The sequence below is a fragment of the Duganella sp. GW821-FHT07F09 genome, assembly GCF_059418705.1.
Map to the genome: position 1 here is coordinate 105,756 of NZ_JBWKQJ010000011.1, position 20,281 is coordinate 126,036.

Annotated in this window: 15 protein-coding genes; 4 read left to right on the top strand and 11 right to left on the bottom strand. The window is 65.5% G+C overall.

The window, feature by feature from the left end; genetic code table 11:
* The first annotated feature begins 69 nt into the window (after positions 1-69).
* Positions 70-1,260, top strand: coding sequence for a cytochrome P450 (locus AC07P1_RS26120; protein ID WP_494698574.1), 1,191 nt, complete (start codon positions 70-72; stop codon positions 1,258-1,260).
* Entirely contained in the window at positions 1,257-1,619 is a 363-nt protein-coding gene (locus tag AC07P1_RS26125; protein ID WP_494698575.1) for an antibiotic biosynthesis monooxygenase family protein, read from the top strand. Before AC07P1_RS26120 ends, AC07P1_RS26125 begins: the two co-directional genes overlap by 4 nt.
* Positions 1,620-1,666: 47 nt before the next feature.
* On the opposite strand, the gene AC07P1_RS26130 is transcribed toward AC07P1_RS26125, so the two are convergent.
* The 6 genes from AC07P1_RS26130 to AC07P1_RS26155 all read right to left on the bottom strand — a co-directional run bounded on the left by AC07P1_RS26130 (position 1,667) and on the right by AC07P1_RS26155 (position 11,093).
* On the bottom strand, positions 1,667-3,085 hold the full coding sequence (locus tag AC07P1_RS26130) for a hypothetical protein (RefSeq protein ID WP_494698576.1): 1,419 nt from the start codon (positions 3,083-3,085) through the stop codon (positions 1,667-1,669).
* 145 nt (positions 3,086-3,230) lie between these two features.
* Positions 3,231-3,683: a nuclear transport factor 2 family protein gene (locus AC07P1_RS26135; RefSeq protein WP_494698577.1), complete on the bottom strand. Its 453-nt coding sequence runs from the start codon at positions 3,681-3,683 to the stop codon at positions 3,231-3,233.
* A complete protein-coding gene (locus AC07P1_RS26140; protein ID WP_494698578.1) occupies positions 3,680-4,600 on the bottom strand; it encodes an SAM hydrolase/SAM-dependent halogenase family protein in 921 nt (306 codons plus the stop codon). The genes AC07P1_RS26135 and AC07P1_RS26140 overlap by 4 nt, the downstream gene beginning before the upstream one ends.
* A 24-nt stretch (positions 4,601-4,624) precedes the next feature.
* Complete coding sequence (locus AC07P1_RS26145) at positions 4,625-7,102, bottom strand: TonB-dependent receptor plug domain-containing protein (protein WP_494698579.1); 2,478 nt, start codon at positions 7,100-7,102, stop codon at positions 4,625-4,627.
* Positions 7,103-7,320: 218 nt separating this feature from the next.
* Positions 7,321-8,826, bottom strand: coding sequence for a DUF3369 domain-containing protein (locus AC07P1_RS26150; RefSeq protein WP_494698580.1), 1,506 nt, complete (start codon positions 8,824-8,826; stop codon positions 7,321-7,323).
* Between the two features lie 350 nt (positions 8,827-9,176).
* Positions 9,177-11,093 (bottom strand): PhoX family protein, encoded by a 1,917-nt coding sequence (locus tag AC07P1_RS26155; RefSeq protein ID WP_494698581.1) that lies wholly within the window; start codon positions 11,091-11,093, stop codon positions 9,177-9,179.
* A 268-nt stretch (positions 11,094-11,361) separates the two neighbouring features.
* Here AC07P1_RS26155 and AC07P1_RS26160 point away from each other — a divergent pair, with 268 nt between their 5' ends.
* Positions 11,362-11,856, top strand: a complete 495-nt coding sequence (locus AC07P1_RS26160; RefSeq protein WP_494698582.1) for a DUF3016 domain-containing protein — start codon at positions 11,362-11,364, stop codon at positions 11,854-11,856.
* 30 nt (positions 11,857-11,886) lie between these two features.
* Here the strand turns inward: AC07P1_RS26160 and AC07P1_RS26165 are convergent, their stop codons facing one another.
* The 4 genes from AC07P1_RS26165 to AC07P1_RS26180 form a co-directional block, all read right to left on the bottom strand.
* Positions 11,887-12,330, bottom strand: a complete 444-nt coding sequence (locus tag AC07P1_RS26165; RefSeq protein WP_494698583.1) for an acyl-CoA thioesterase — start codon at positions 12,328-12,330, stop codon at positions 11,887-11,889.
* 9 nt (positions 12,331-12,339) lie between these two features.
* The gene (locus AC07P1_RS26170; protein ID WP_494698584.1) at positions 12,340-13,041 is read right to left on the bottom strand and encodes a dienelactone hydrolase family protein; all 702 of its coding nucleotides are present in this window, start codon (positions 13,039-13,041) and stop codon (positions 12,340-12,342) included.
* A gap of 85 nt (positions 13,042-13,126) precedes the next feature.
* Complete coding sequence (locus AC07P1_RS26175) at positions 13,127-16,468, bottom strand: DUF6701 domain-containing protein (RefSeq protein WP_494698585.1); 3,342 nt, start codon at positions 16,466-16,468, stop codon at positions 13,127-13,129.
* An 86-nt stretch (positions 16,469-16,554) separates the two neighbouring features.
* On the bottom strand, positions 16,555-18,183 hold the full coding sequence (locus AC07P1_RS26180) for a M28 family peptidase (protein WP_494698586.1): 1,629 nt from the start codon (positions 18,181-18,183) through the stop codon (positions 16,555-16,557).
* 277 nt (positions 18,184-18,460) lie between these two features.
* Here AC07P1_RS26180 and AC07P1_RS26185 point away from each other — a divergent pair, with 277 nt between their 5' ends.
* Entirely contained in the window at positions 18,461-18,730 is a 270-nt protein-coding gene (locus AC07P1_RS26185) for a hypothetical protein (protein ID WP_494698587.1), read from the top strand.
* 345 nt (positions 18,731-19,075) lie between these two features.
* On the opposite strand, the gene AC07P1_RS26190 is transcribed toward AC07P1_RS26185, so the two are convergent.
* Positions 19,076-20,071, bottom strand: a complete 996-nt coding sequence (locus tag AC07P1_RS26190; RefSeq protein WP_494698588.1) for an alpha/beta fold hydrolase — start codon at positions 20,069-20,071, stop codon at positions 19,076-19,078.
* Positions 20,072-20,281 lie beyond the last annotated feature (210 nt).

The window sequence follows — 20,281 nt, forward strand, 5'->3', positions numbered from 1 at the left end:
CCGCCGGCAATCCCTAAGATGGGCGTTCCCGGGCGGCACTCGCGCTGCCCTCGTCATCAGAAAACGCCCATGCATCCCTCCAACGCCGTTGCCGCCGCCGGTCATCCCGATCCCTATCCTTATTACCGCCAATTGCTGGCGGGTCCCGCGCTGTCTTTCGACGCCGATGTGCGGCTGTGGGTCGCCAGCCGGGCGGACGTCATTCAAGAAGTGTTCGACAATCCGCACTGTCTGGTGCGACCTGTCGCCGAGCCCGTGCCACGGGCCATCGCCGGTGGCGACGCCGGGGCCGTTTTCGCCCGGTTGATTCGCATGAACGACGGCGCCGCGCATGCCGGCCCCAAGCGCGCAATCGGGCAGGCGCTGGCCGGGGTGGACCTGGCCGTCGTTGCCGACAAAACCTGCCGGTTGGCGGCCATGCTGGAGGAGCGCCATGCCCTGGCCGATGGCGCCGCCTTCACGCGCTGGGTGTTCGACCTGCCCACCTGTGTCGTGGCCGATCTGCTGGGAATAGGTCATGCGGAACTTCCGCCGGTGACGCGGTGGTTGGCGGAGTTCGTACGGTGCCTATCGCCGCTGTCGACGCCGGAACAACTGGCCGAGGCCGATACGGCCGCGCGGTCGCTGAATGGGCGTTTCGCCGAGCTGGTGCGATCAGGTTCGTCGGTGCCGGGCACGCTGCTGGTCGAGGTGTGCCGGCAGGCCGCCGAAACCGGCTGGACCGGGCGGGAGGCGGTCGTCGCCAACCTTGTTGGTCTGCTGTCGCAAACCCATGAAGCTACCGCCGGGCTGATCGGTAATTGCGTCGTGGCTTTGCTCAGCCAGCCTGGATTGGAGCGGCGGCTGCGCGCCGAGCCGGGACTGGCGGCGGCGTTGGTGCGGGAGGTGGCGCGCTTCGATCCTGCGGTGCAGAACACGCGGCGGTTTGTCGGACAGGCGACCAGCGTAACGGGCGTGATGTTGCAGCCGGGTGACGTGGTCTTGCTGGTCTTAGCCGCCGCCGGACGCGATGAGCGGGCTTATGTGCAGCCGGATGTGTTTCTGCTGGAACGGGAGGACCGTCCGCTGCCTGGCTTTGGACACGGGCGACATGCTTGTCCGGGGCAGCGTTTGGCCTTGGTTATCGCTACGGCCGCGCTTCAGTATTTGTTGGCGCGGCCTGTGGCGCTCGGGCGGGCGGGACTTGGTTGGGCGTATCGGCCATCCGCCAACGCGCGGTTACCGGAGTTTTTTAATGTTGGACCGGAGGGACGGTCATGATTGCCGTTATTTTTGAGGTTGTTCCACATAGCCACACGCGGGAACGGTATCTGGCCTTGGCGGCTGAGCTGGCGCCGCTGCTGGCCGGGATCGATGGCTTTATTTCGATCGAGCGGTTTCAGAGCCTGAGTCGGCCCGACAAGATTCTGTCGTTGTCGTTTTGGCGCGATGAGGAGGCGGTGCGGCTGTGGCGCAATACCGAGGAGCATCGCGCCGCGCAGTCGCAGGGCAGGGCGGGGGTGTTTGCCGATTATCGCCTGCGCATCGCGGGGGTGATAAGGGATTATGGATTGGTTGAGCGTGCGCAGGCGCCGGAGGATAGTCGTGCTGCGCACGGTTCTGCCGGAGCCGCGAACTGAGCTTGGCGGATTACGCTGCGCTAATCCGCCCTACGTGGTTCCAGAGTCTATTTTGCGCTGTTTGTCGTCATACGCGTTAGCGTGTTGTTCACCCATTTCATCAGCTTGTCGTCGTCGGCCATGTTGCCGTCGTAGCGCACCGCCGGTATGAAGGGTTCGCGCGTGGCCTGGAAGGCGGTATAGATCGCCGATGGCACGAAGATCTTGCCTTGGCCGCTAGGCAGCTTGTATTGGCCGATTTCGCCGTACGGCGAGTAGCCGATCGTCGGTTCGCCCAGCAGCACCGTGTCAGCCATCGAGGAGATCTGCTGCACGAAATTCATGCAGGAGCTGAAGCAGCCGCGATCGATGACGGCGGCCACGCGCGGACCGCCTGGCCGGCGGCGGACCTTGGCGGCGAGGGCGGTGGCGTCCTCCTTGCTGGTGTGGTCGACCCGCGCCAGCCCTTCGTGCTTGGCCAACGACGCTTCCAGTATCGGGATGACTCGTTCAAACTCCGGCTTGGAGGCGGCGAACTGTTCGAGGCTGGCATATCGCCGGTACAGGTCGATGGTGGCCTGGTCGGCGATCACCGATTTGACGTAGGCCGCCGTGTTGCCCAGTTGCTCTCCGTACGCCTCGCCGTACAACGCCTGCAGGGCGCGGTTGCCCCAGCTGGAATCGCCGCCGCCGTTGCCGCGAAGGTCGAAGACGATCCAGCCGTTTTTCTTGAGCGCGGCCAGTTGTGGATACAGTTTAGTGTAAGCATCGCCCGAGATGCCGCCGTTGAAGTCGGGCATGCCGACCCATTGCTTGTCCGCCGCCAGCCGGTACAGGCCGACTGGCCGCGCCTTGGCCTGGTAGCTTTTTCGCACGGCGTCGATGCGCTGCGCGCCGATGCCATCGTCCACGGCGCGCAGCGGTAGCTCGTACTGGCGGGTGGTGCCGTCGGCCTGTTGGAAGACGCATTGCTTTGGCGTCCAGCCGAGGCCGACGTCGAACATCGATTTGCGGGCAAGGTCGCTGAGCGTGGTGTCGTACTCGAGGCTGTGGTTGCTGAACGGGGCGACATTGCTTTTGAGGTAGGTGCCGATCCAGACGTTGTCGCAGCTTTGCACGATGGCGCCGCGCGGCGGCAGCGGCCGCGGCCAGTTCGGTTCCGACCAGAGGACGCGGAATTTGCCGTCGACGTGATCGAGCACGATGCCGGTCCAGGCCTTGGTCGTCAGATCGAGCTGGATGCCGGTGTGCGGATCGCCGAAGCCGTTGATGAAGCGCACCAGCGCGCGCTTGTAGTCCTGCTCGGTTTGGGCGTCGGCCGCTTCCAGCATGCCGGTTCGCGCGCCGGCCTCGAGCGGCGCGGTGACATCGATCTGACCGCTCACGTTGCCCGCATGGCTGCTGCGCACCTTGTCGATGGCGAACTTCATGTCAGCCTGGGCGATGGCGCTCCAGTCGGTGGCGCCAAAGCATGGCGTTGCAAACACTGCGAACGCCAAAGGAAGGAGATTGAGACGATGCTTTTTGTGGACGGTCATGAACGATGGTATCGGCAAAGTTGAGTTGATAAGATGGTAACTCAGTTCGCTGTCTTGATGCTGCCAAGAAAACTATTTTCTTATCGCCGCTAAGTCACTTTGTCTCGCTCGACCACACCTTCATCGTTTGCACGGCCAGCAGTTTGCACTGCCCGCCGACGTTGACGTAGGTGCGCATGAACTGGTAGCGGTTGCTGCGCCAGGTTTTTCCGTCGGCGTTCCACTGCTCGACCGTGCTCAGGCCGCGCAGCACGACGGTGTCGCCGCCGGCGTGGGCGTGGACGTCGCTGGTGGTGCGCGACTTGTGCACGACGGCGGGTTTCTTCGAACGCTCCAGTACCACCGCCTTGCCTTCCGTCTGCGACGCCAGGTTGTGCACCCAGACGTAGTCGTCGGCCAGCCACTGGTCAAGGAAGGCGACGTCGCCGACGCGCAGCGCTTCCTCGTACTGGCGGTCGCGCTCGATCAGATCGGCGGTCGGCAGGCAGGGCGCGGCCGCCGCGCTCAGCGACAGCGCCCAAGCCAGTGCCAGCAGGCCGCGTTTCATTTCGACGGCACCTTGGTGATCTCCACTTCCCACTCCACGCCCGATTCGATCTTGTGCTTGGCGGCGTAGTTGCCCTGGCTGATGGCAATCGCCACGTCCAGCAGGCTGTTGAGGTAGACCAGCGGCTTGCCCTTGGCGACGCCGCCGAAGGTGTGCTCGAACGGCGCGATCACCTTGTCGATCTGTTTGCCCTTGTGCAGGATGCGCACCTGCACCTGCTCATGCACGCCGATCTTCAGTTCGTCGAACAGCGATTTCGGAATGTTGGTCCAGACGTTGCCGTATTTGACGTCGAGCACCGGGATGATGCCGCGAATGGTGTTGCCCTTGCGGACGGCCTTCTGATACGGGATCTTGACCACCGATTCGCTCGGCAGCACCGGGCCGACCTGCTCGTAGGTGATGGCGCCCGAGGCCAGGCGCGCGCCGACGAAGGCGTAGACGTCGCGGCCGTGGAAGGTGTACGACTCGGCCGAGCCGGCCAGGCGGTTGACCTTTTCGTCGATCTCGCGCAGTTCGGCCACGCCGTCGCGCTCGGCGATCAAGGTGAACAGGCCGTTGTCGGGGCCGACAAAGTAGCGGCCTTCCCTGGTCTTCAGCACCACCGACTTGCGGGCGGTGCCGACGCCGGGATCGATCACCGAGACGAACACGCTGCCCTTGGGCCAGTAGTTGGCGGTCTGGTACAGGCGGTAGGCGCCGAGCCAGATGTCGTAGTCGGGGATGTTGTGGGTCAGGTCGGACACCTGCAGGGTCGGGTCGACGCCGAAGGCGACGCCGTGCATGGCCGAGACGGCGCCGTCGGAGGTGCCGAAGTCGGTCATCAGGACCAGCGCGTTCTTGGCGTCCGCGGCGTAGGCCTGGGCCGTGAGCAAGGCGCCGAGGCAGGCGGTGGCGAGCAGTTTGGAGAGCTTCATGTTTTTCCTGAGTTAATTTTGAGCTTAGAAAGTGTAGCGCAGGCGGCCGTAGAAATAGGCGCCGTTGAGGCCGATCGGATTAATAAAATTGTACGGCAGCGCGCCGCCATAGGTGGCGTTGTTGGTCTGGCGCACGCGTTGCGGGTAGCGGTCGAGGATGTTGTCGCCGCCGACGGCAACCGTCAGCTGCCTGGTCAGCTTGTATTGCGCCTCCAGGTCCAGGGTCCAGACGGCGCCGAAGCGCTGGGCGTTGACACCGTCGATGATCTCGGCGTCCTGGTCGTACGAGAAATCCTTGAGCGGACCGAAACGCGTGGCCTTGGCTTGCAGGCTCCACTGCGCCGCCTGCCAGTCGGCGCTCAGCACCAGCTTGTTCTTCGGCGAGGCGTTGCGGATGCGGAACAGGCTCATGTCGGTCAACAAGGGCAGGTCCGGATCGATCCGCGACAGCGCGGCGGAGCTCTGGCGCGCCTTGTCGATGCGGGTCTTGTTCAGGTTGAGCGCGGCGTTCAGGTCGAGCTTGCCGCCGGCGAACGGCAGGTCGTGGTTGACGACCGCGTCGAAGCCGGTGGTGGTGGTGTCGAGCAGGTTGGCCAGATAGGCCACCGATTGGATGTCGGTGCGGCCGATGCCGGCCAGATAGGCGGTGGCGGCGTCGCTTTGCAGGTCGCTGGTGCGGGTGATGCGGTCGCGGATCCTGATCCGGTAGGCGTCGAGGGTGACGCTGGTGTTGCGCTGCGGACGCCAGGCGGCGCCGATCGACAGGTTGGTGGACTTCTCCGGCTTGAGCGCCTCGGCGCCGAAGGCGCGCGCCAATGGATCGCTGGCCGGCAGCAGCGAGGCCGTTTGCAGCGCGCTGCCGTCCTCGTTGAAGTTCAAGGTCGAGAAGCGGAAGCCGGTCTGCACCAGCGCCGGCGCGCGGAAGCTGTTCGACAGCGAGCCGCGCAGCAGGAAGCCGTCGCTCAGTTTATAGCGTGCCGACAGCTTGCCGGTGCTGGCGGTGCCGAAGTCGCTATAGTCGGAGTAGCGGGCGGCCGCGCCCAGCAGCAGGCGGCTGGTGATGTCGCTTTCGATGTCGGCGTAGACGGAACGGATCGAGCGGCTGCCGTCGAAGGCGTCCTGCGGGCGCAGGCCGGGGCCGGCCTGGGCGCCCGGCGGCGCGCCGGGGACTGTGCCGGCGGCGTACGAGGCCGGATCGCCCGGCGAGCTTTGATAGCTCTCGCGCATGTACTCGGCGCCCAGCGCCAGGTTGACCGGCGCGCCGATGCCCAGGTCCAGTTCGCGCGTGACGTCGGCGTTGACGGCGTTTTGCTTGAAGTCGAAGGTGGCCAGGTGGAAGCTGGTCGGGCTGGCCTCGCCCAGCGAGGCGTTGACCGAGTTGGACAGGTCGTAGTCGAACTTGTTGCCGCCGTGGCGGGCGCTCAGGTCCCAGTTCCAGGCGCCGCTGGCCAGGCGCAGGCCGGCGACGACGCTGGTGTCGGTCATGTCGCCGTTGGTGCCGGGGCGGTAGCCGTTCGGGTAAATAGACGCCACGTTGGACGGGTCGCCCGGGTAGCGGAAGTAGGCGCTGCCGTCGGATTTGCGTTTGTTGACGGTGGCGAAGGAGTAGGCGTCGACCCCCGCGCTGGCGCTTATTGGCACCAGCGCGTTGTAGAACAGGTAGTGGTTCTTTTGCCGCGAGTCGCCGGATTTGAACACCACCTGGCCGTCCAGCGCCAGATCTTGTGGCGTCGCGTTCCACGAGGTCCAGCCGGCGTCGCTGCGGCCGGCGCGGTTGGTCGGATTGCGGTCGCGCGTCTCGGCACCGAAGCGCACGAAGCCGGCATCGCCGACCGGCACGCCGTAGTCGGCGCTGACGATTTTGGTCTGGCCGTCGGTCTTGGTGTCGTTGGTCGGCTTGAAGTCGGTGTGGTTGGCGCCGTAGCTGACCGAGGCCGAGCCGCCGCTGCGCGCTTTCTTGAGCACGATGTTGATGACGCCGGCGACGGCGTCGCTGCCGTATTGGGCGCCGGCGCCGTCGCGCAGGATTTCGATGTGGTCGATGGCGCCGGGCGGAATGGCGTTGACGTCGACCGGGACGGTGCCGGCGAAGCTGCTTTCGGTGTCGAGCACGGCGCTGGCGTGGCGGCGTTTGCCGTTGATCAGCACCAGCACCTGGTCGGGCGCGAGGCCGCGCAGCTGGATGCCGCGCACGGAGTCGGAGGCGCCGCTCGATTCGATGCGCGGGAAGTTGATCGACGGCGACAGGTTTTGCAGGGCGGCGCCGAGGTCGCCGCTGGCGAGGGCGTTCTCCACCTCGCGCTGGCCGAAGCGGTCGATCGGGACGGCGCTGTCGAACACGGTGCGGTTGCGCGCGCGCGAGCCGACCACGGTGACCTGGTCGATGGCGGCGGTTTCACCGGTGGTCGTGTCCTGCGCGTGGGCGGCGGGCAGCGGCAGCAATAGCGCGCAGGCGAGAACGCTGCGGCGCAGGGGCAATTGGGGGAGGGTGTGGCGCGGCATGACGGATTCCTTGCTTGGTCTGGACCAATATCTTACGAGCAAGGAATTCGTTCTAACAACAACCGATTGCAAATATGCTTATGTTGAACGGCGCGGATGAACCACAAAGACACGTAGGGCGGATTAGCGCAGCGTAATCCGCCAATGCGTGCGTCGCGGTGGCGCATGCATTGGCGGATTACGGCGTTCCGCCTAATCCGCCCTACGTGTCTCCGTGGTCAGTCGGGGAAGCGTTCGTTGATCGCGACGGCTTTGTCGATGTTTTGCACCAGCAGGTCGACATACACCGGGTCGAGGTGCTGGCCGGCCACTTCGCGCAGGTGCTCGACCACCTTGTCGATCGGCCAGGCGTCCTTGTAGCAGCGCTTGTGCATCAGCGCGTCGAAGACGTCGGCGACGGCGACGATGCGCGCGTACAGGTGGATGTCATGTCCCTTGAGGCCCTGCGGATAGCCGCTGCCGTCGAATTTCTCGTGGTGCTGGTGGGCGATGACCGCCGCCGCCTTGAGGATCGGCCGCTGCGAGCCGTCCAGGATCGACAGGCCGACCGTCGGGTGCTGCTTCATGATTTCCCATTCGGCGGCGTCGAGCTTGCCCGGCTTGAGCAGCACGGCGTCCGGCGTGGCGATCTTGCCGATGTCGTGCATCGGGGCGGCGTGGCGCAGCACGGCCGTCTCGTCCTCCGGCATGCCGGCGGCGGTGGCCAGCAGGTGGCACACCTCGGCCATGCGGCGCACGTGGTTGCCGGCCTCGTTGGAGCGCGATTCGACGACGTCGCCCAGGCGCAGGATCAGCTCGGCCTGGGTGTCGGTGATTTCCTGGGTCAGCAGGATGTTGTCGAAGGCGATGGCGACGCCGGAGCAGAACACTTCCAGCAGCTTGGTGTCGATCTCGGAGATTTCCTCGACACCTTTGAGGATCAGCAGCGAAGCCTTGCCGCTGTTGTTGGGGAAGTAACCGATATAGGTGTCGCCTTCGACGCGCGAGATCTTGTTGCTCTTGGCCTCGTCGAGCTGGGCCAGCACCGCGTCATTGAGCAAGGTGCCCTCGTCGTCGCCGATCTGGGCCAGCACTTCGTATTCCTGTTCGCCGCCGAAGGCGGTGGCGCCGCGCAGGCGCAGCAGCATGCTGTGTTCGAGACGCAACAGCGCGACCACTTGCTGCAGCAGGCCGTTGGCGAAGTCCTTGAGGTTGCGTTGCTGGAAGATGTGGGCCGAGGCGGCGATCACCCGTTCCAGGCCTTCGCGGTAGTTGGCCTGGGCGCGGCGGGCCTCCTCGACCTTCATGATGTCGCGGTAGGCGCGCAGCGCGGCGAAGGTGGTGGTGAACAGCTTGGTACGGTCGAGCTCGGTCTTTTCTTTGTAGTCGTTGATGTCGTAGTTGACGATCACCCGTTCCTCCGGCGCCTGGCCGGGCTGGCCGGTGCGCAGCACGATGCGGGTGAACTGGTTGTCGAGGTCCTGGCGCATCCAGCGCGCCACTTCGAGGCCGCTGTCCTCCTTTTCCATCACCACGTCGAGGAACACCAGCGCGATGTCGGTTTCGCGCGACAGCACTTCCTTGGCCTCGGCGCCGCTGTAGGCGTGCACGAAGCTGAGCGCGCGGCCATCGAGGCGGAAGCGGCTCAGGGTAAGCTTGGTGATGTCGTGGATGTCCGGTTCGTCATCGACCAACAAAACTTTCCACGGTGCTAACTTGGGGGCGGCAGATGACAAAAAGGACATAGGGGAACGTTCCGCTAAATAACGTATGGATTAATTTTTGATTGTAGTCGTGTCCAACGCCATTAACAACAAGCAATAAAATTTCCTGTTGCTTCGCACAACACTATCGGGCTGAAGGGCGAGGTGTTAGTTTTACGTAACACTACGTATAAGCTGAACAATACTTTGAATCGGACAATATTGCTATCCCGACGTGAAATATTTTGATGGGAGGAGGACTGGGGCGTGTGGGAGACCTTGGAGACACGTAGGGCGGATTAGCGCAGCGTAATCGGCCATGCATGCGTTGCGGCGACGCATGCATGGCCGATTACGGCGTTCCGCCTAATCCGCCCTACGTGTCTCCGGGGTTAAGCGAGGGTCGGTAGTCCGGTCAAATATCCCACCGCCGCGCCGTACCGGTCGCGGTAATTGGCGCGGATCAGCGGATCCAAGGCGGCCTGCACCTTGCCGTGCAGCGCCGCTTCCCAGTCGCCCGGGTGCTGGAAGTTGCTCATGATGTAGGCGAAACCGTTGATGTCGTCCACCGCGTGCAAGCCGGTCGACTCCGCCCCCGATGGCGCCGACAACAGCCTCGTCAAGGTCTTGGCGTCGACGTTGTATGCCCACAGGAAGTTGTTGACGTGTAGGCCGCTGTCCTCGCCGATGAACAAGGTGCGCAGCTTTTCCGAGAACTTGATGTTGTCCGGGTTGGCGATCTGGTCCGGATCGGCCAGGTTGCCCAGCGCGTCGGCGGCCGGCAAATCCTCGCCCACCAGCATGGCGGCCATGTCGACCGGCACCCAGGCGCTGTCGATGGCGGCGCCGCTGTCGTCGACCTGGCCGGCCTGGAGGTTGAGCGCGTAGACGGCGCCGGCGTTCGGCCCTTTGACCGCGATGCCACCCGAGCCGTTTTTCATCGCGGCCTGGATGTAGCTCATCGCGCTATAGGCGATCTTGTCCTTGACGTTGACGGTGGTGCCCTCCAGCTTGGTGAAGCCCAGGCTGCCGCCCTTGAAGGCGGCGTAGCGGTGCGTCTCGAGGAAGGCGGCCGCCTTGTCCATGCCGGGCGCGATCTTGATCCAGTTGGTCTTGCCGCTGTACGGGATTTTTGTATAGCCGGCGTCGGCCGGGTCGGTGGTCTTGACGGTGAGGATGTCGGCCGCCTTGAGCCTGTCGGCCAGCGCCTTGATCTCGGCGCTGGTGGCATGGCCGAGCTTGATCCATTGGAGGTCGGCCGAGCCGCCGTTGTCGGCGGTTTTCTGCAGCCACTTGGCGACGTACAGGGTGCCGCTCGACAGGTCGCGCGCGCGGTCGGCGACGAACATGAACAGGCCGCCGTTGGTGGCGTCGTCGCCCATCAGCGCGGTGCGCTCGTCGGGCATGACCTGCACCAGCTCGTGCGAGATGCGGCCCATGCAGTAGTGCTTCTTGACGCTGCCGGTGCCGTCCGGCTTGACGGTGACCTCCGGCATGTGGCCGTAGTGGTAGGGATTGGCTTTGGCGGGGTCGCCGTACAGGTTGGCGCTGAAGTTGGCGAACTGGCCGTTGCCGGCGATGGCGGCGGCGTCCGGCTCGTATTCCTCGCTCGACAGGTGGGTGTTCCACGGCGAGCGGCTGGCGCCGCAGGTGATCCACAGGCCGTGGACGCCGCTGGTGTCGATGTTGTGGTATTTCACCAAGGTCAGCGCGCCGGTGGCCTTGTCCTGGTCCAGCGTCAGCACGGCGATCGGCGAGGGCAGCATGCCGTACATCGTCTCGCCCTTGACATTGCGGGTGGTGTATTCGAACTGGACGACGGCGAACACGGTGTTGCCCTTGACGCCGGCGACGGTCGGCGCGTCGAGCTTGAGCAGGGACGTGCCGTCCGGGCAGTCGGAGAAGAAGTGGCGCCGGCCGGCGTCGGTCTGGTCGAGGATGGGCTGGTTGTGGATGTCGTAGTAGCCGCCGGCCAGCACGGTGCCGCCGCTGCCGTCAGCGACCATGGCGCCGGTGATGAAGAAGGGCTGATAGGCCAGTTGGTAGGTTTGCGTCTTGCCGTCCGCGTAGGTGGCGCTGAGCGAGGAGGCGACCGTCGTGGTGGCCATTTGCGCCGGGTCGGCGAGGGTCGGCGCGGCCATGCCGGTGAAGGTGACCGACAGCAATTTTGGCGCGGCGGTGGCGGTCTGGCTGGCGGCGCAGGCGCTCAGCAGGGTGGCGGCCAGGCCGCCGGTGGCCAACGGCAGCAGCGGCGCGCCGGCCAGCAGTTGCACCAGGCGGCGGCGGGACGGGTCGGGGGACTCGGTCATATCAATCCTGTTTCTATTGGGGGCCGTTCCATGCGCCGGCGGCGGCGCGGCGGCATGCGAGGCGGCGGCGTTGCCTCGACGGCGGCCATCTTAGCGGCCGCTTGTGACAGGGGCGTGACAGGGGCGTGACCCGCAAGTCACGGGCATGTTACGCCGAAAGGCGGCATTGGTAACAAATCGATTCAGGCCGGGCGGGGGCGCGGGAAAAGGGCTATATTAATTAGTGTCCAATACGAATCCCGCATGAAACCCGTGAAGGAGTAGCAAAATGCGCCTGATGACCAAACCCTTGCTGGCCGCCGCCCTGGCGTTGCTGGCCAGCGGCGCCGCGTGGGCGGACGTGAGCGTCACCTTCGTCAAGCCGGAGGAGTTCACCGACATGCCGCGCAGCCCGATCGAGCGCGAGCGCCTGCAGAAGGATTTCGCCCAGTATTTCGCCTCGCTCAACAAGCAGTTGCCGGCCGGCCAGAACCTCAAGATCGAGGTGCTCGACATCGACCTGGCGGGACAACTGTGGCCGCGCCGCAGCGGCGGCGAGGACATCCGCATCATGCGGGGCGGCGCCGACTGGCCGCGCATGCACCTGCGCTACACGCTGGAGGAAAACGGCCAGGTGCTGCGCAGCGGCGACGACGAGCTGTCGAACATGATGTACCAGCAGCGCATGAGCCGCCATTCGGACAGCGACCCGCTGCGCTACGAGAAGCAGATGATCGACGAGTGGTTCGGCAAGACCATCGTGCCGAAGGTGGCCAGCCGCTGATCGGCTGAACCGCGGCCGAACCACCGCCCGTCAGCCGGGCTGGGCGGCTTTGGGGAAGTGGGCCAGGAAAGCCGCCGGCATGGCCGCGACCTGGCCGCTCTGGAAATTGAAGAACACGAAGCCGTACTTGGCCATGGCGATCAGCTTGCCATCGGCCGGGCGCGTGACGCGGAAGATCAGGTCGCCGCCGTAGCGGTTGAAGTCCATCACCCCCACCTCGAACAGCAGCAGGTCGCGCGCGTGCGCCTCGGCCTTGAACATCGTCGCCAGGTCGGTGACGATGGTGCCCAGGCCGTCGGCGTCGATCTCCGGCGCGCCGTAGTGCGCCAGGAACAGCGCGCGCGCCTCGGACAGCATCGAGACCATCGAATCGTTGCCCAGGTGGTTGGCGGCGTTGATGTCGGTGCTGCGCACCGTCATCCGGGTCTCGAAATAATACTGGTCGTCGGGGAAGTCCAGGGTCAGGCGTGCCATGGCGCCCCTTTACAGTTGTTCGCCGAGGAACACCAGCGTGTGGCCGTGCGCCTGGGCGGCGGCGCGCTGCTGGTAGCTGTCGCGGTGGTTGCAGTTGAAGCCGTGCTCGGCGCCCTCGTAGACGTGGATCTCGACCTGGTCGTTGCTGTCGAAGCGTTCGGCGATGCTTTTGACGGCGTCGGCCGGGATGTGGCTGTCGGCGCCGCCGAAGTGCATCAGCATGGGCGCGGTGATCTGGTCGGCGCGCTCGAGCGAATTCTGGATGCCGCCGCCGTAGTAGCACACGCCGGCGTCGACCAGGCCGTTGGCCAGCGTGTGGTAGGACAGCTTGCCGCCGAAGCAAAAGCCCATCGAGGCGACCTTCTGGCCGCCGACGGCGTCGAGCGCGCGCAGCACCTTGACGGTGGCGGCGATGTCGGCCTGGGCCTTGTCGACGTCGGTGGCGTTCATCAGCTCGACGGCGCGCTTCCAGCCGTCGCCGTCGTAGGCCAGTTCGATGTGGGCGCCCTGGCGCCAGAACAGGTCCGGCGCCAGCACCACGTAGCCGTCGGCGGCGTACTGGTCGGCGACGTTGCGGATGTGCTGGTTGACGCCGAAGATTTCCTGCAGCAACACGATGCCCGGGCCCTTGCCGGAGCGCGGCAGCGACAGGTAGGCTTCAAACTTGCCGTCGGCGGTGGCGACGTCGATCCACTTCGAATTGGTTTCCATGGCGTTCCTTGTAGGGGCAGAAAGCGGCCATCGTACCTTGTTTCGCGCGCCTTTGCAGCGCGCGTCCGGTAGCGCCGGATTGCCTCTAGTACACCTCGCGCCGGTAGATCACCGGGCCGGAGCGGTAGATGCCGAAGGTGGCGCGGCCGAAGCTGCTGGGCAGGTAGTAGATCAGCGATCCCAGCGAGACGTCCGCCGAGCCGATCGCCGTCGGCGCCGGCACCGGCGGCGCGACGCGGAAGGTGCCCTTGCCGTTCTTGAGCTCGAACGTGGCTGGCGCCGCGGCCTTCATCGCCGGGCAGCGGCCGGCCATGCCCGCGAGGCAATTGTTGAATTCGATGGCGCCGCCGATCGCCAAGCTAGCAACCTGCACCTGCGGATTGAACACGTAGCCGACCGGCATGTAGTACTGGGCGGTGGCGTCGACCGGCAGGCTGCCGGTGGGCGAGCCGTAGGTGTTGGCGATCAGCAGGCGGCCGCTGACCACGGTGAGCCCGGCCTCGACCGAGGCCGGGGCGAACGCGCCGCGCCGCAGCGACGTGGCGGCGTCGCTGTCGATGGCGCGCAAGTAGCCGGTGACGGGCGTCAAATGGGCCGCCGGATAGGCGCCGGGCAGGCGCAGCAGCGGCAGATTGCTTGCCAGCGTGCCCACGCCCTGGCGGAAGCCGAACCTGGCGTCGGTGGCTGCGCCGGTCCACTCCAGCGTGCCGCCCTGCATCGCGATATCGTTGCCGGTGGCGCCGGCGGTCTTCACCGCCGACAGCGTGACGGGCCGGGCCAGCGGGCCGGTGTAGTTGCGCGTCAGCGCCGGTTGCTGGTCGCCGTTGTAGGCGAGCACCTTGACGAAGAACGGCTGGTTGGAGTTGATGAAGCTGAGGCCGCCCGCCGGGCAGGGATTGACGGCCGCCGCAAGGCCGGCGCAGCTCATGGTGCGGGCGTCGGCGCGCGCGTCCGGTATCGCGGCAATCTCGGCGGCGGTCATGAGCACCGTGTCGAAGTGGTCGGGGATGAAACGGCCGACGGTCCGCACGCCGGCGGTGCGGAAGCTGTCGATGGCGTGGCCCATGTAGTGGGTGGTGATCAGCGCGGCGCCCAGGCTGATGGTGCCGACATCGCTGAAGCGCCACAGGCCGCTAGCGTCGGCCACGCTTCGGGTGACGCCGTCGCTGAACGGGGCGAATTTTCCGGCGGTGATGGTGCCGTGGTCGCGGCGGTCGAGCGGGTTGGCCTGGTCGGGATTGGCAACGGCGACGGTCAGTGCGATGTTTTCCGCCGGGCTTTCCTTGCCGAAGTTCCGCGTCGGGTTGCCCTTGGCGTTGACGGCGGTGACCGTGACGGTGAAGTCTTCGCTGGCCCGGGCGAAGACTTCGTCCTTGGCCGGGTCCAGCATGCTCAGGGTGGCGCCGGTGGTCTTGCTCACGGCGTCGATCGTGAAAGCCTTGGGGGCGGCGATGAATGTGGCGTTGCCGCCGGCGTTGAAGCCGGCCGCGGCGCCGCTGCCTGTATAGCTGGCCGTGAGCTTGACCTTGCCGACCTCGGCGTACTGCAGCGGTAAGCTGGCCAGGCCGTCGGCGTTAAAGGCGAACGGCACGCCGACCTTGGTCGCGCTGGCGCCGCAATTGAGGAGTTTGTCCCCGACCTGCGGCGTGACGGTGGCCACGTTGGCGGACGGGTTGCTGTATTCGCAGGCCATGTTGACGTCCACGGTCTTGCCGGCCACCAGCGGCACGCAACTCTGGTTCTTTGCCGATGCGGTCAGCGCTTGGATGGTGACGGCCACCCCGCTCTCCATCGAGACGTGGTTGGGGACCGTGACGACCAGCCCGCTGGTCGCGAAGACCAGGTCGCACGGCCGCGCGGCGTCGCCGGTGTTGACGCAGGTGCTGGGATTGAGCCCGCCCGAGCCCGAGACGGTGGCGGTGCCGGCGGTGAATTGCTGGACGGTGGCGACCGTCTCGCCGTTCTTGACCTCGAACGTCTGGTTGCCCGGCTGCAGGATGGTGGTGGCCGTCCCGCTGTAGTGGGGCAGCTTGCAGTCGGCGTTGGCGCAGGCGGTGACGGTGACCGGTTGCGGCTGGCAGGTCAGGGCGTTGCCGGGGTGGGTGATGCGGAAATGGTGCACGCCCGACGGCGGCGGGGCGGCGCCGCAGACGGGCTGGTAGTTGGGATCGGCCTTGGTGACGCAGCTGCACTTGACGGCGCCGGGGCCGGTGCAGGTGATGGTCTTGCTGACGGTGGCGCCCCAGTCGAGGAAGATGGCGTTGACGGCGACGTTGCCGTTGAGGTTGTCACCCGAGGCTTTGGTGGTGATGTTGCGCGCGACGATGTCGCCGTTGATGGTGGCGCCCGAGCCGATGTCGATGTCGCCCTTCATCGTGACGTTGCCGTTGACGACGACGTTGGACGAGGCGATCGTCAGGGTGGTGCCGGTGATGTTGCCGTTGACGGTGTTGCCGCTGCTGATGGTGAGCGAGGTGGCGGCGTTGATGTCGCCCTTGATGGTGACGCCGGAGGCGTTGAGTTCGACCTTGGGCGAGTCGATCTTGCCGGTGACGCTGCCGCCGCTGCCGACCACCAGCGAGGTGGTGGCGGTGATGTTGCCGGTGACCACCGCGTTGGCGGCGCTGAGCTCGACCGTGGCGGCGTTGATGTCGCCGGCCAGGGTGCTGCCCGAGGCCAGGGTGAAGGCGGAGACGAAGATGTTGCCGGTGATGGTGGAGCCGGAGCCGGTGGTGACGGCGCCGCCGCGCCCGCCGTTGACACCGGCGAGGCCGGCGATGCCGCCCTTGACGGTGTTGTTCGAGCCCAGGCTGACGGTGCCGCTGGCGGCGATGCCGCCGTCGATCCGCAGGCTGGGGCCGGCCGTCACCGTCGCCGCCGACAGCTTGCCGGTGATGGTGGTGCTCGAGCCGAGGTTGGCCTGGCCGTCGACGGTGACGTCGCCGTTGATGCGGGTCGACGGCCCGCCGGTGGCGATCGCGGCGGCGACGACGTCGGCGCTCACGGTCTGGTCGTTCGAGCCGAGGCGGAAGGTGCCGCCGGTGGACAGGGTGCCGCCGCCGACCTGCGTGTTATTGGTCTGCAGGCCGCGCAGATCGAGGTCGCCGCTGGCGCGCAGCACGGCGCTGCCGCTCATCTTGAGCACCTGGAACCAGGTGAAGGAGACGGCGCTGGACACCTGCACCGTGTAGCCATTGTCGATGGTGATGTCGTTGGCCTGCGACAAGGTGGGGCAGGTGTAGGTTTTGCCCGCGCGCGTGCAGCCGTCGACCTTGCCGCCGTCGAAGCGGTCCTCGGCGGCGTGGGCCGCGCCGGCCGGCAGCCACAGCAGGAAGATCAACAGCGGCGCCATGGCGGCGGCGGCGCCGGCGCGCCGGAGCGCGGGCGTCGTGAGTAAAACGACAAGCCTGAAGAAATTGAAAGTCATACGCCACCCGAACATGCCTGTCAGCATTATAGGCCGTTTCAGGTGTTGCTCTGTGGCATATATCAGACGTCGTGCCTAGCCCGTGGTTAACGCTTGACCTTGCCGAAGGCGTCGCCGGCCTTCCAGGTCTGCATGGCCGGGGCGTTGGCCACCGCGTAGCCCAGGTTGAGCGTGAATTGCGCCTGCTGCACCATGCCCGACAAATCCCACTCGGGGCGGTACTCGTCGGTGACCTGGTGGTAGTCCTTCTTGAAAGCGACCAGCTTGGCGCGCGACGGCTCGAGGTCCTTGACGAAGGTGAAGTGGCCGTCGCCGGAGAACACCGCCGAGCCGACGTTGAACGCCGGCACGCCGGCCTTGGCGAAATTGAAATGGTCGGCGCGGAAGAAGGCGCCCGACAGGTCGGGGATGGCCGGAGCCAGGGTCAGGCCCATCTTTTTGGCGACGGCGCCGGCGGCCTCGTACAGGCTGCTGCGTTCGGCGCCGGCGACGCCGATGTCGCTGGTCTTGCCGACGAAGTTCATGCTGTCGAGGTTGAGGTCGGCGGTGGTCTTGTCGAGCGGCCAGGCCGGGTTTTGCACATAGGCGGCGCTGCCCAGCAGGCCCTGTTCCTCGGCCGCCGGCCATAGGAAGATCTGTGTGCGCTTGGCCGGATGCTTGACCGCCTCGGCGGCCATCACCAGCAGCGCGGCGGTGCCGGACGCGTTGTCGATGGCGCCGTTGTAGGTGTGGTCGGTCTTGTCGTCGCGGCGCACGCCCTCGTCGATGCCCAGGTGGTCCCAGTGGGCCGAATAGATCACCGCCTGTTCCTTCAGTTTGGCGTCGGTGCCGGGCACGATGCCGGCGACGTTGAACTGCTCGATCTGGCGCACGGCGCTGCGCACCTCGGCGTGGACCTTGATTTTGAGGTCGACCGGCGTGAAGTCGCGCCGTTCGGCCTTGGCGCGCAAGTCGTCCAGATCGAAGCCGGCGGCGGCGAACAGCGCACGCGCCGTGTCCTCCTGCAGCCAGCCCTCGACCGGATTGCCCTTGCCGGCCAGGTGGAAGCGCTCGTGGCCAAAGCCGTTGGCCGGCACGCTCCACGGGTAGGAGGCCGACGGCGTGGTGTGGATCAGCAGCGCGCCGGCGGCGCCGCGCCGCACCGCCTCCTCGAACTTGTACAGCCAGCGGCCGTAGTAGGTGTAGGCCTTGCCGGCGAAGCGGTTGGGCTCCTCGGCGGTCGGCTGCGGGTCGTTGACCATCATGACGAGGATCTTGCCCTTCATGTCGACGCCCTTGTAGTCGTCCCAGTTTTCCTCCGGCGCGCTGGCGCCGTAGCCGACGAACACCAGCGGGGCGTCGACGGTGACGTCCTGTTTGCCGCTCATGGTGCCGAAGACGATCTCGGTGCCGGTCTTGGGCGCGATGGTCTTGCCGCCGGCGTCGAAGCGCACCAGGCTCCCCGGCAGCAGCTTGGTGCCCTCGATCTTGACGGACTGGCGGTAGCCGCCGCCGGCCAGCGGTTTGAGGCCGATGATGGCCGCCTGCGTCTCCAGATAGCGCACCGTCAGGTCGCCGCCGCGCTGGCCGGTGCCGCGCCCTTCGAACAGGTCGTCGGCCAGGAAGGACAGGTGGGCGCGCAGCGGCGCCTCGGCGATGACGGGTTGCTGGACTTGAGCCTGGGCAGGCGCCTGCAAGGCGATACCGGCGGCGAGGGCTAACACTGTAAGACGCATATGGATTCCTAGGTTGTGGTTCTGATGCTGACGCGGGACATCTTACTGGAATTTTCGGACGTTTGTAACCTTGTGTAAGAGTCGGTAAGAGGTTGTAAGGGCGGTCAACTCATCGGTGGCGAGGGCCGTTTTCTGCTCATACGGCACGCAATCAACGCGATGCCGGAAATTAGAAGTGGAAACGAATGAAGTGGCAGTCGCAGTGAAGAAGTAAAAAAAAGGGTCAGTTTTACTAAAATAATTTAAATAATTTATACCGTTTAAGAGGATTTATATCATGAAGAAAATTACCGCTACCCTGATCGCCACCCTGTTCGCTGGCGCCGCATTCGCCCAGGCCCCTGCAACGCCGGCAACCCCTGCGACGCCGGCGGCGCCTGCAACGGCAACTGCCGCCACGCCAGCCGCGCCGGCGGCACCGCACGAGCACACCGCTGCGAAGAAAACGCATCACAAGAAGGCCAAGGCTGAAAAAGCGGCCAAGCCGGCGCCTGCGGAACCAGCAACCCCGGCGACGCCAGCGACTCCGGCAACGCCAGCCAAGTAATCAAGCCGTAGGCACCATCAGCTAGCGCATGACGTGCCGCCCCGGACCCTTGGCCTGGGCGGTGCAAGAAAAAAGAGAGACGGGATACGCCCCGTCTCTCTTTTTTTTAGTACGCGGTATCTTCAAGACGATAGCGAAACTTGCGCCGCTCAGGTAAATCCCATGCGCGGTCACTGTGGTAAACATTCGTTTTTCCCCTCTCTTTTCTTCTATTTTCTTCTTTTTAGATCGCTAATTTAAAAAAGAGTTCAAAAAAGAGAAAAGGAGAAGAAAAGAGAAGTGGAAAGAGAGGGTTTACCACAGGGAGCCGTGCGGGGGCACCGACCCCACATTCACCCGGGACGTCTAGCGGCTCAGCTCTTCGAGCAGCGCGCGGTGGAACGCGGCCGGGTCCTCCATTTGCGGCGCGTGGCCCATGCCCTTGAATTCCACCAGATGGCCATCCGGGATCTGCTTGACCACCTGCTTGCCCAACACCTCGTACTTGCCGATTCTTGCCTTGACGGCCGGCGGCGCGATGTCGCTGCCGATGGCGGTGGTGTCGGCGTCGCCGATGATCAGCGATGTCGGCACCTTCAGCAGCGGAAATTCATAGACCACCGGCTGCGTGTAGATCATGTCGTAGATCAGCGCCGAGTTCCACGCCACGATCTTCTTGCCCGGTCCCGCGTTCATCCCCGCCAGCATATCGACCCAGCGCTCGTACTCCGGCTTCCAGCGGCCGACGTAGTAGGTCGATTTCTCGTAGGCGCGCACGCTGTCGGCCGTCATCTTCAATTCGCGCTCGTACCACTGGTCGACGCTGCGCGCCGGCACGCCCAGCGCCTTCCAGTCCTCCAGCCCGATCGGATTGACCATCACCAGCCGCGACACCGCCTCCGGATACATCAGCGCATAGCGCGTGGCCAGCATGCCGCCGGTCGAGTGGCCGATGATGGCGGCCTGTTTGACGCCGATGCTCTTTAACAGCGCCCCGGTGTTGGCGGCCAGCTGCTGGAAGGTGTATTGATAGTGTTCCGGCTTGGTCGAGGCGCAGAATCCGATCTGGTCGGGCGCCACCACGCGGTAGCCGGCCGCGCTCAGGGCGGTGATGGTCTGCTCCCAGGTCGCGCCGCAGAAGTTCTTGCCGTGCATGAGGACCGCCGTCTTGCCGTTGGCCTTGGCCGTGGGCGCCACGTCCATGTACGCCATCTGCAGATCTTTACCTTGCGAAGTGAAAGCGTAGTACTGCAGTTTGTGCGGGTAGGCGAAGCCTTCGAGCTGGGGACCGTAGGTGGCGGCGAGGGCGGGGGCGCTGACAATAACGGTGGCGGCCAGGATGGCGCGGCGGATCGGGGGCATGGGATTCTCCAGGGTCGGGGGAGCGGCCAATATAGGGCCGGCACGATAGGACGGCAATCGAAAGCGCCGGGGTCACCCTTAATTTGCCCTTAATTTGCCCGCAAAGCGGCCGATTTCACGCAAAAAAAGGCTGAAACCGGCGAGACAGAGTAAACTACGCCCAAATTTCTTTCGCAATTAGGCGATTCGAACATACTTGTGAGTGACGCC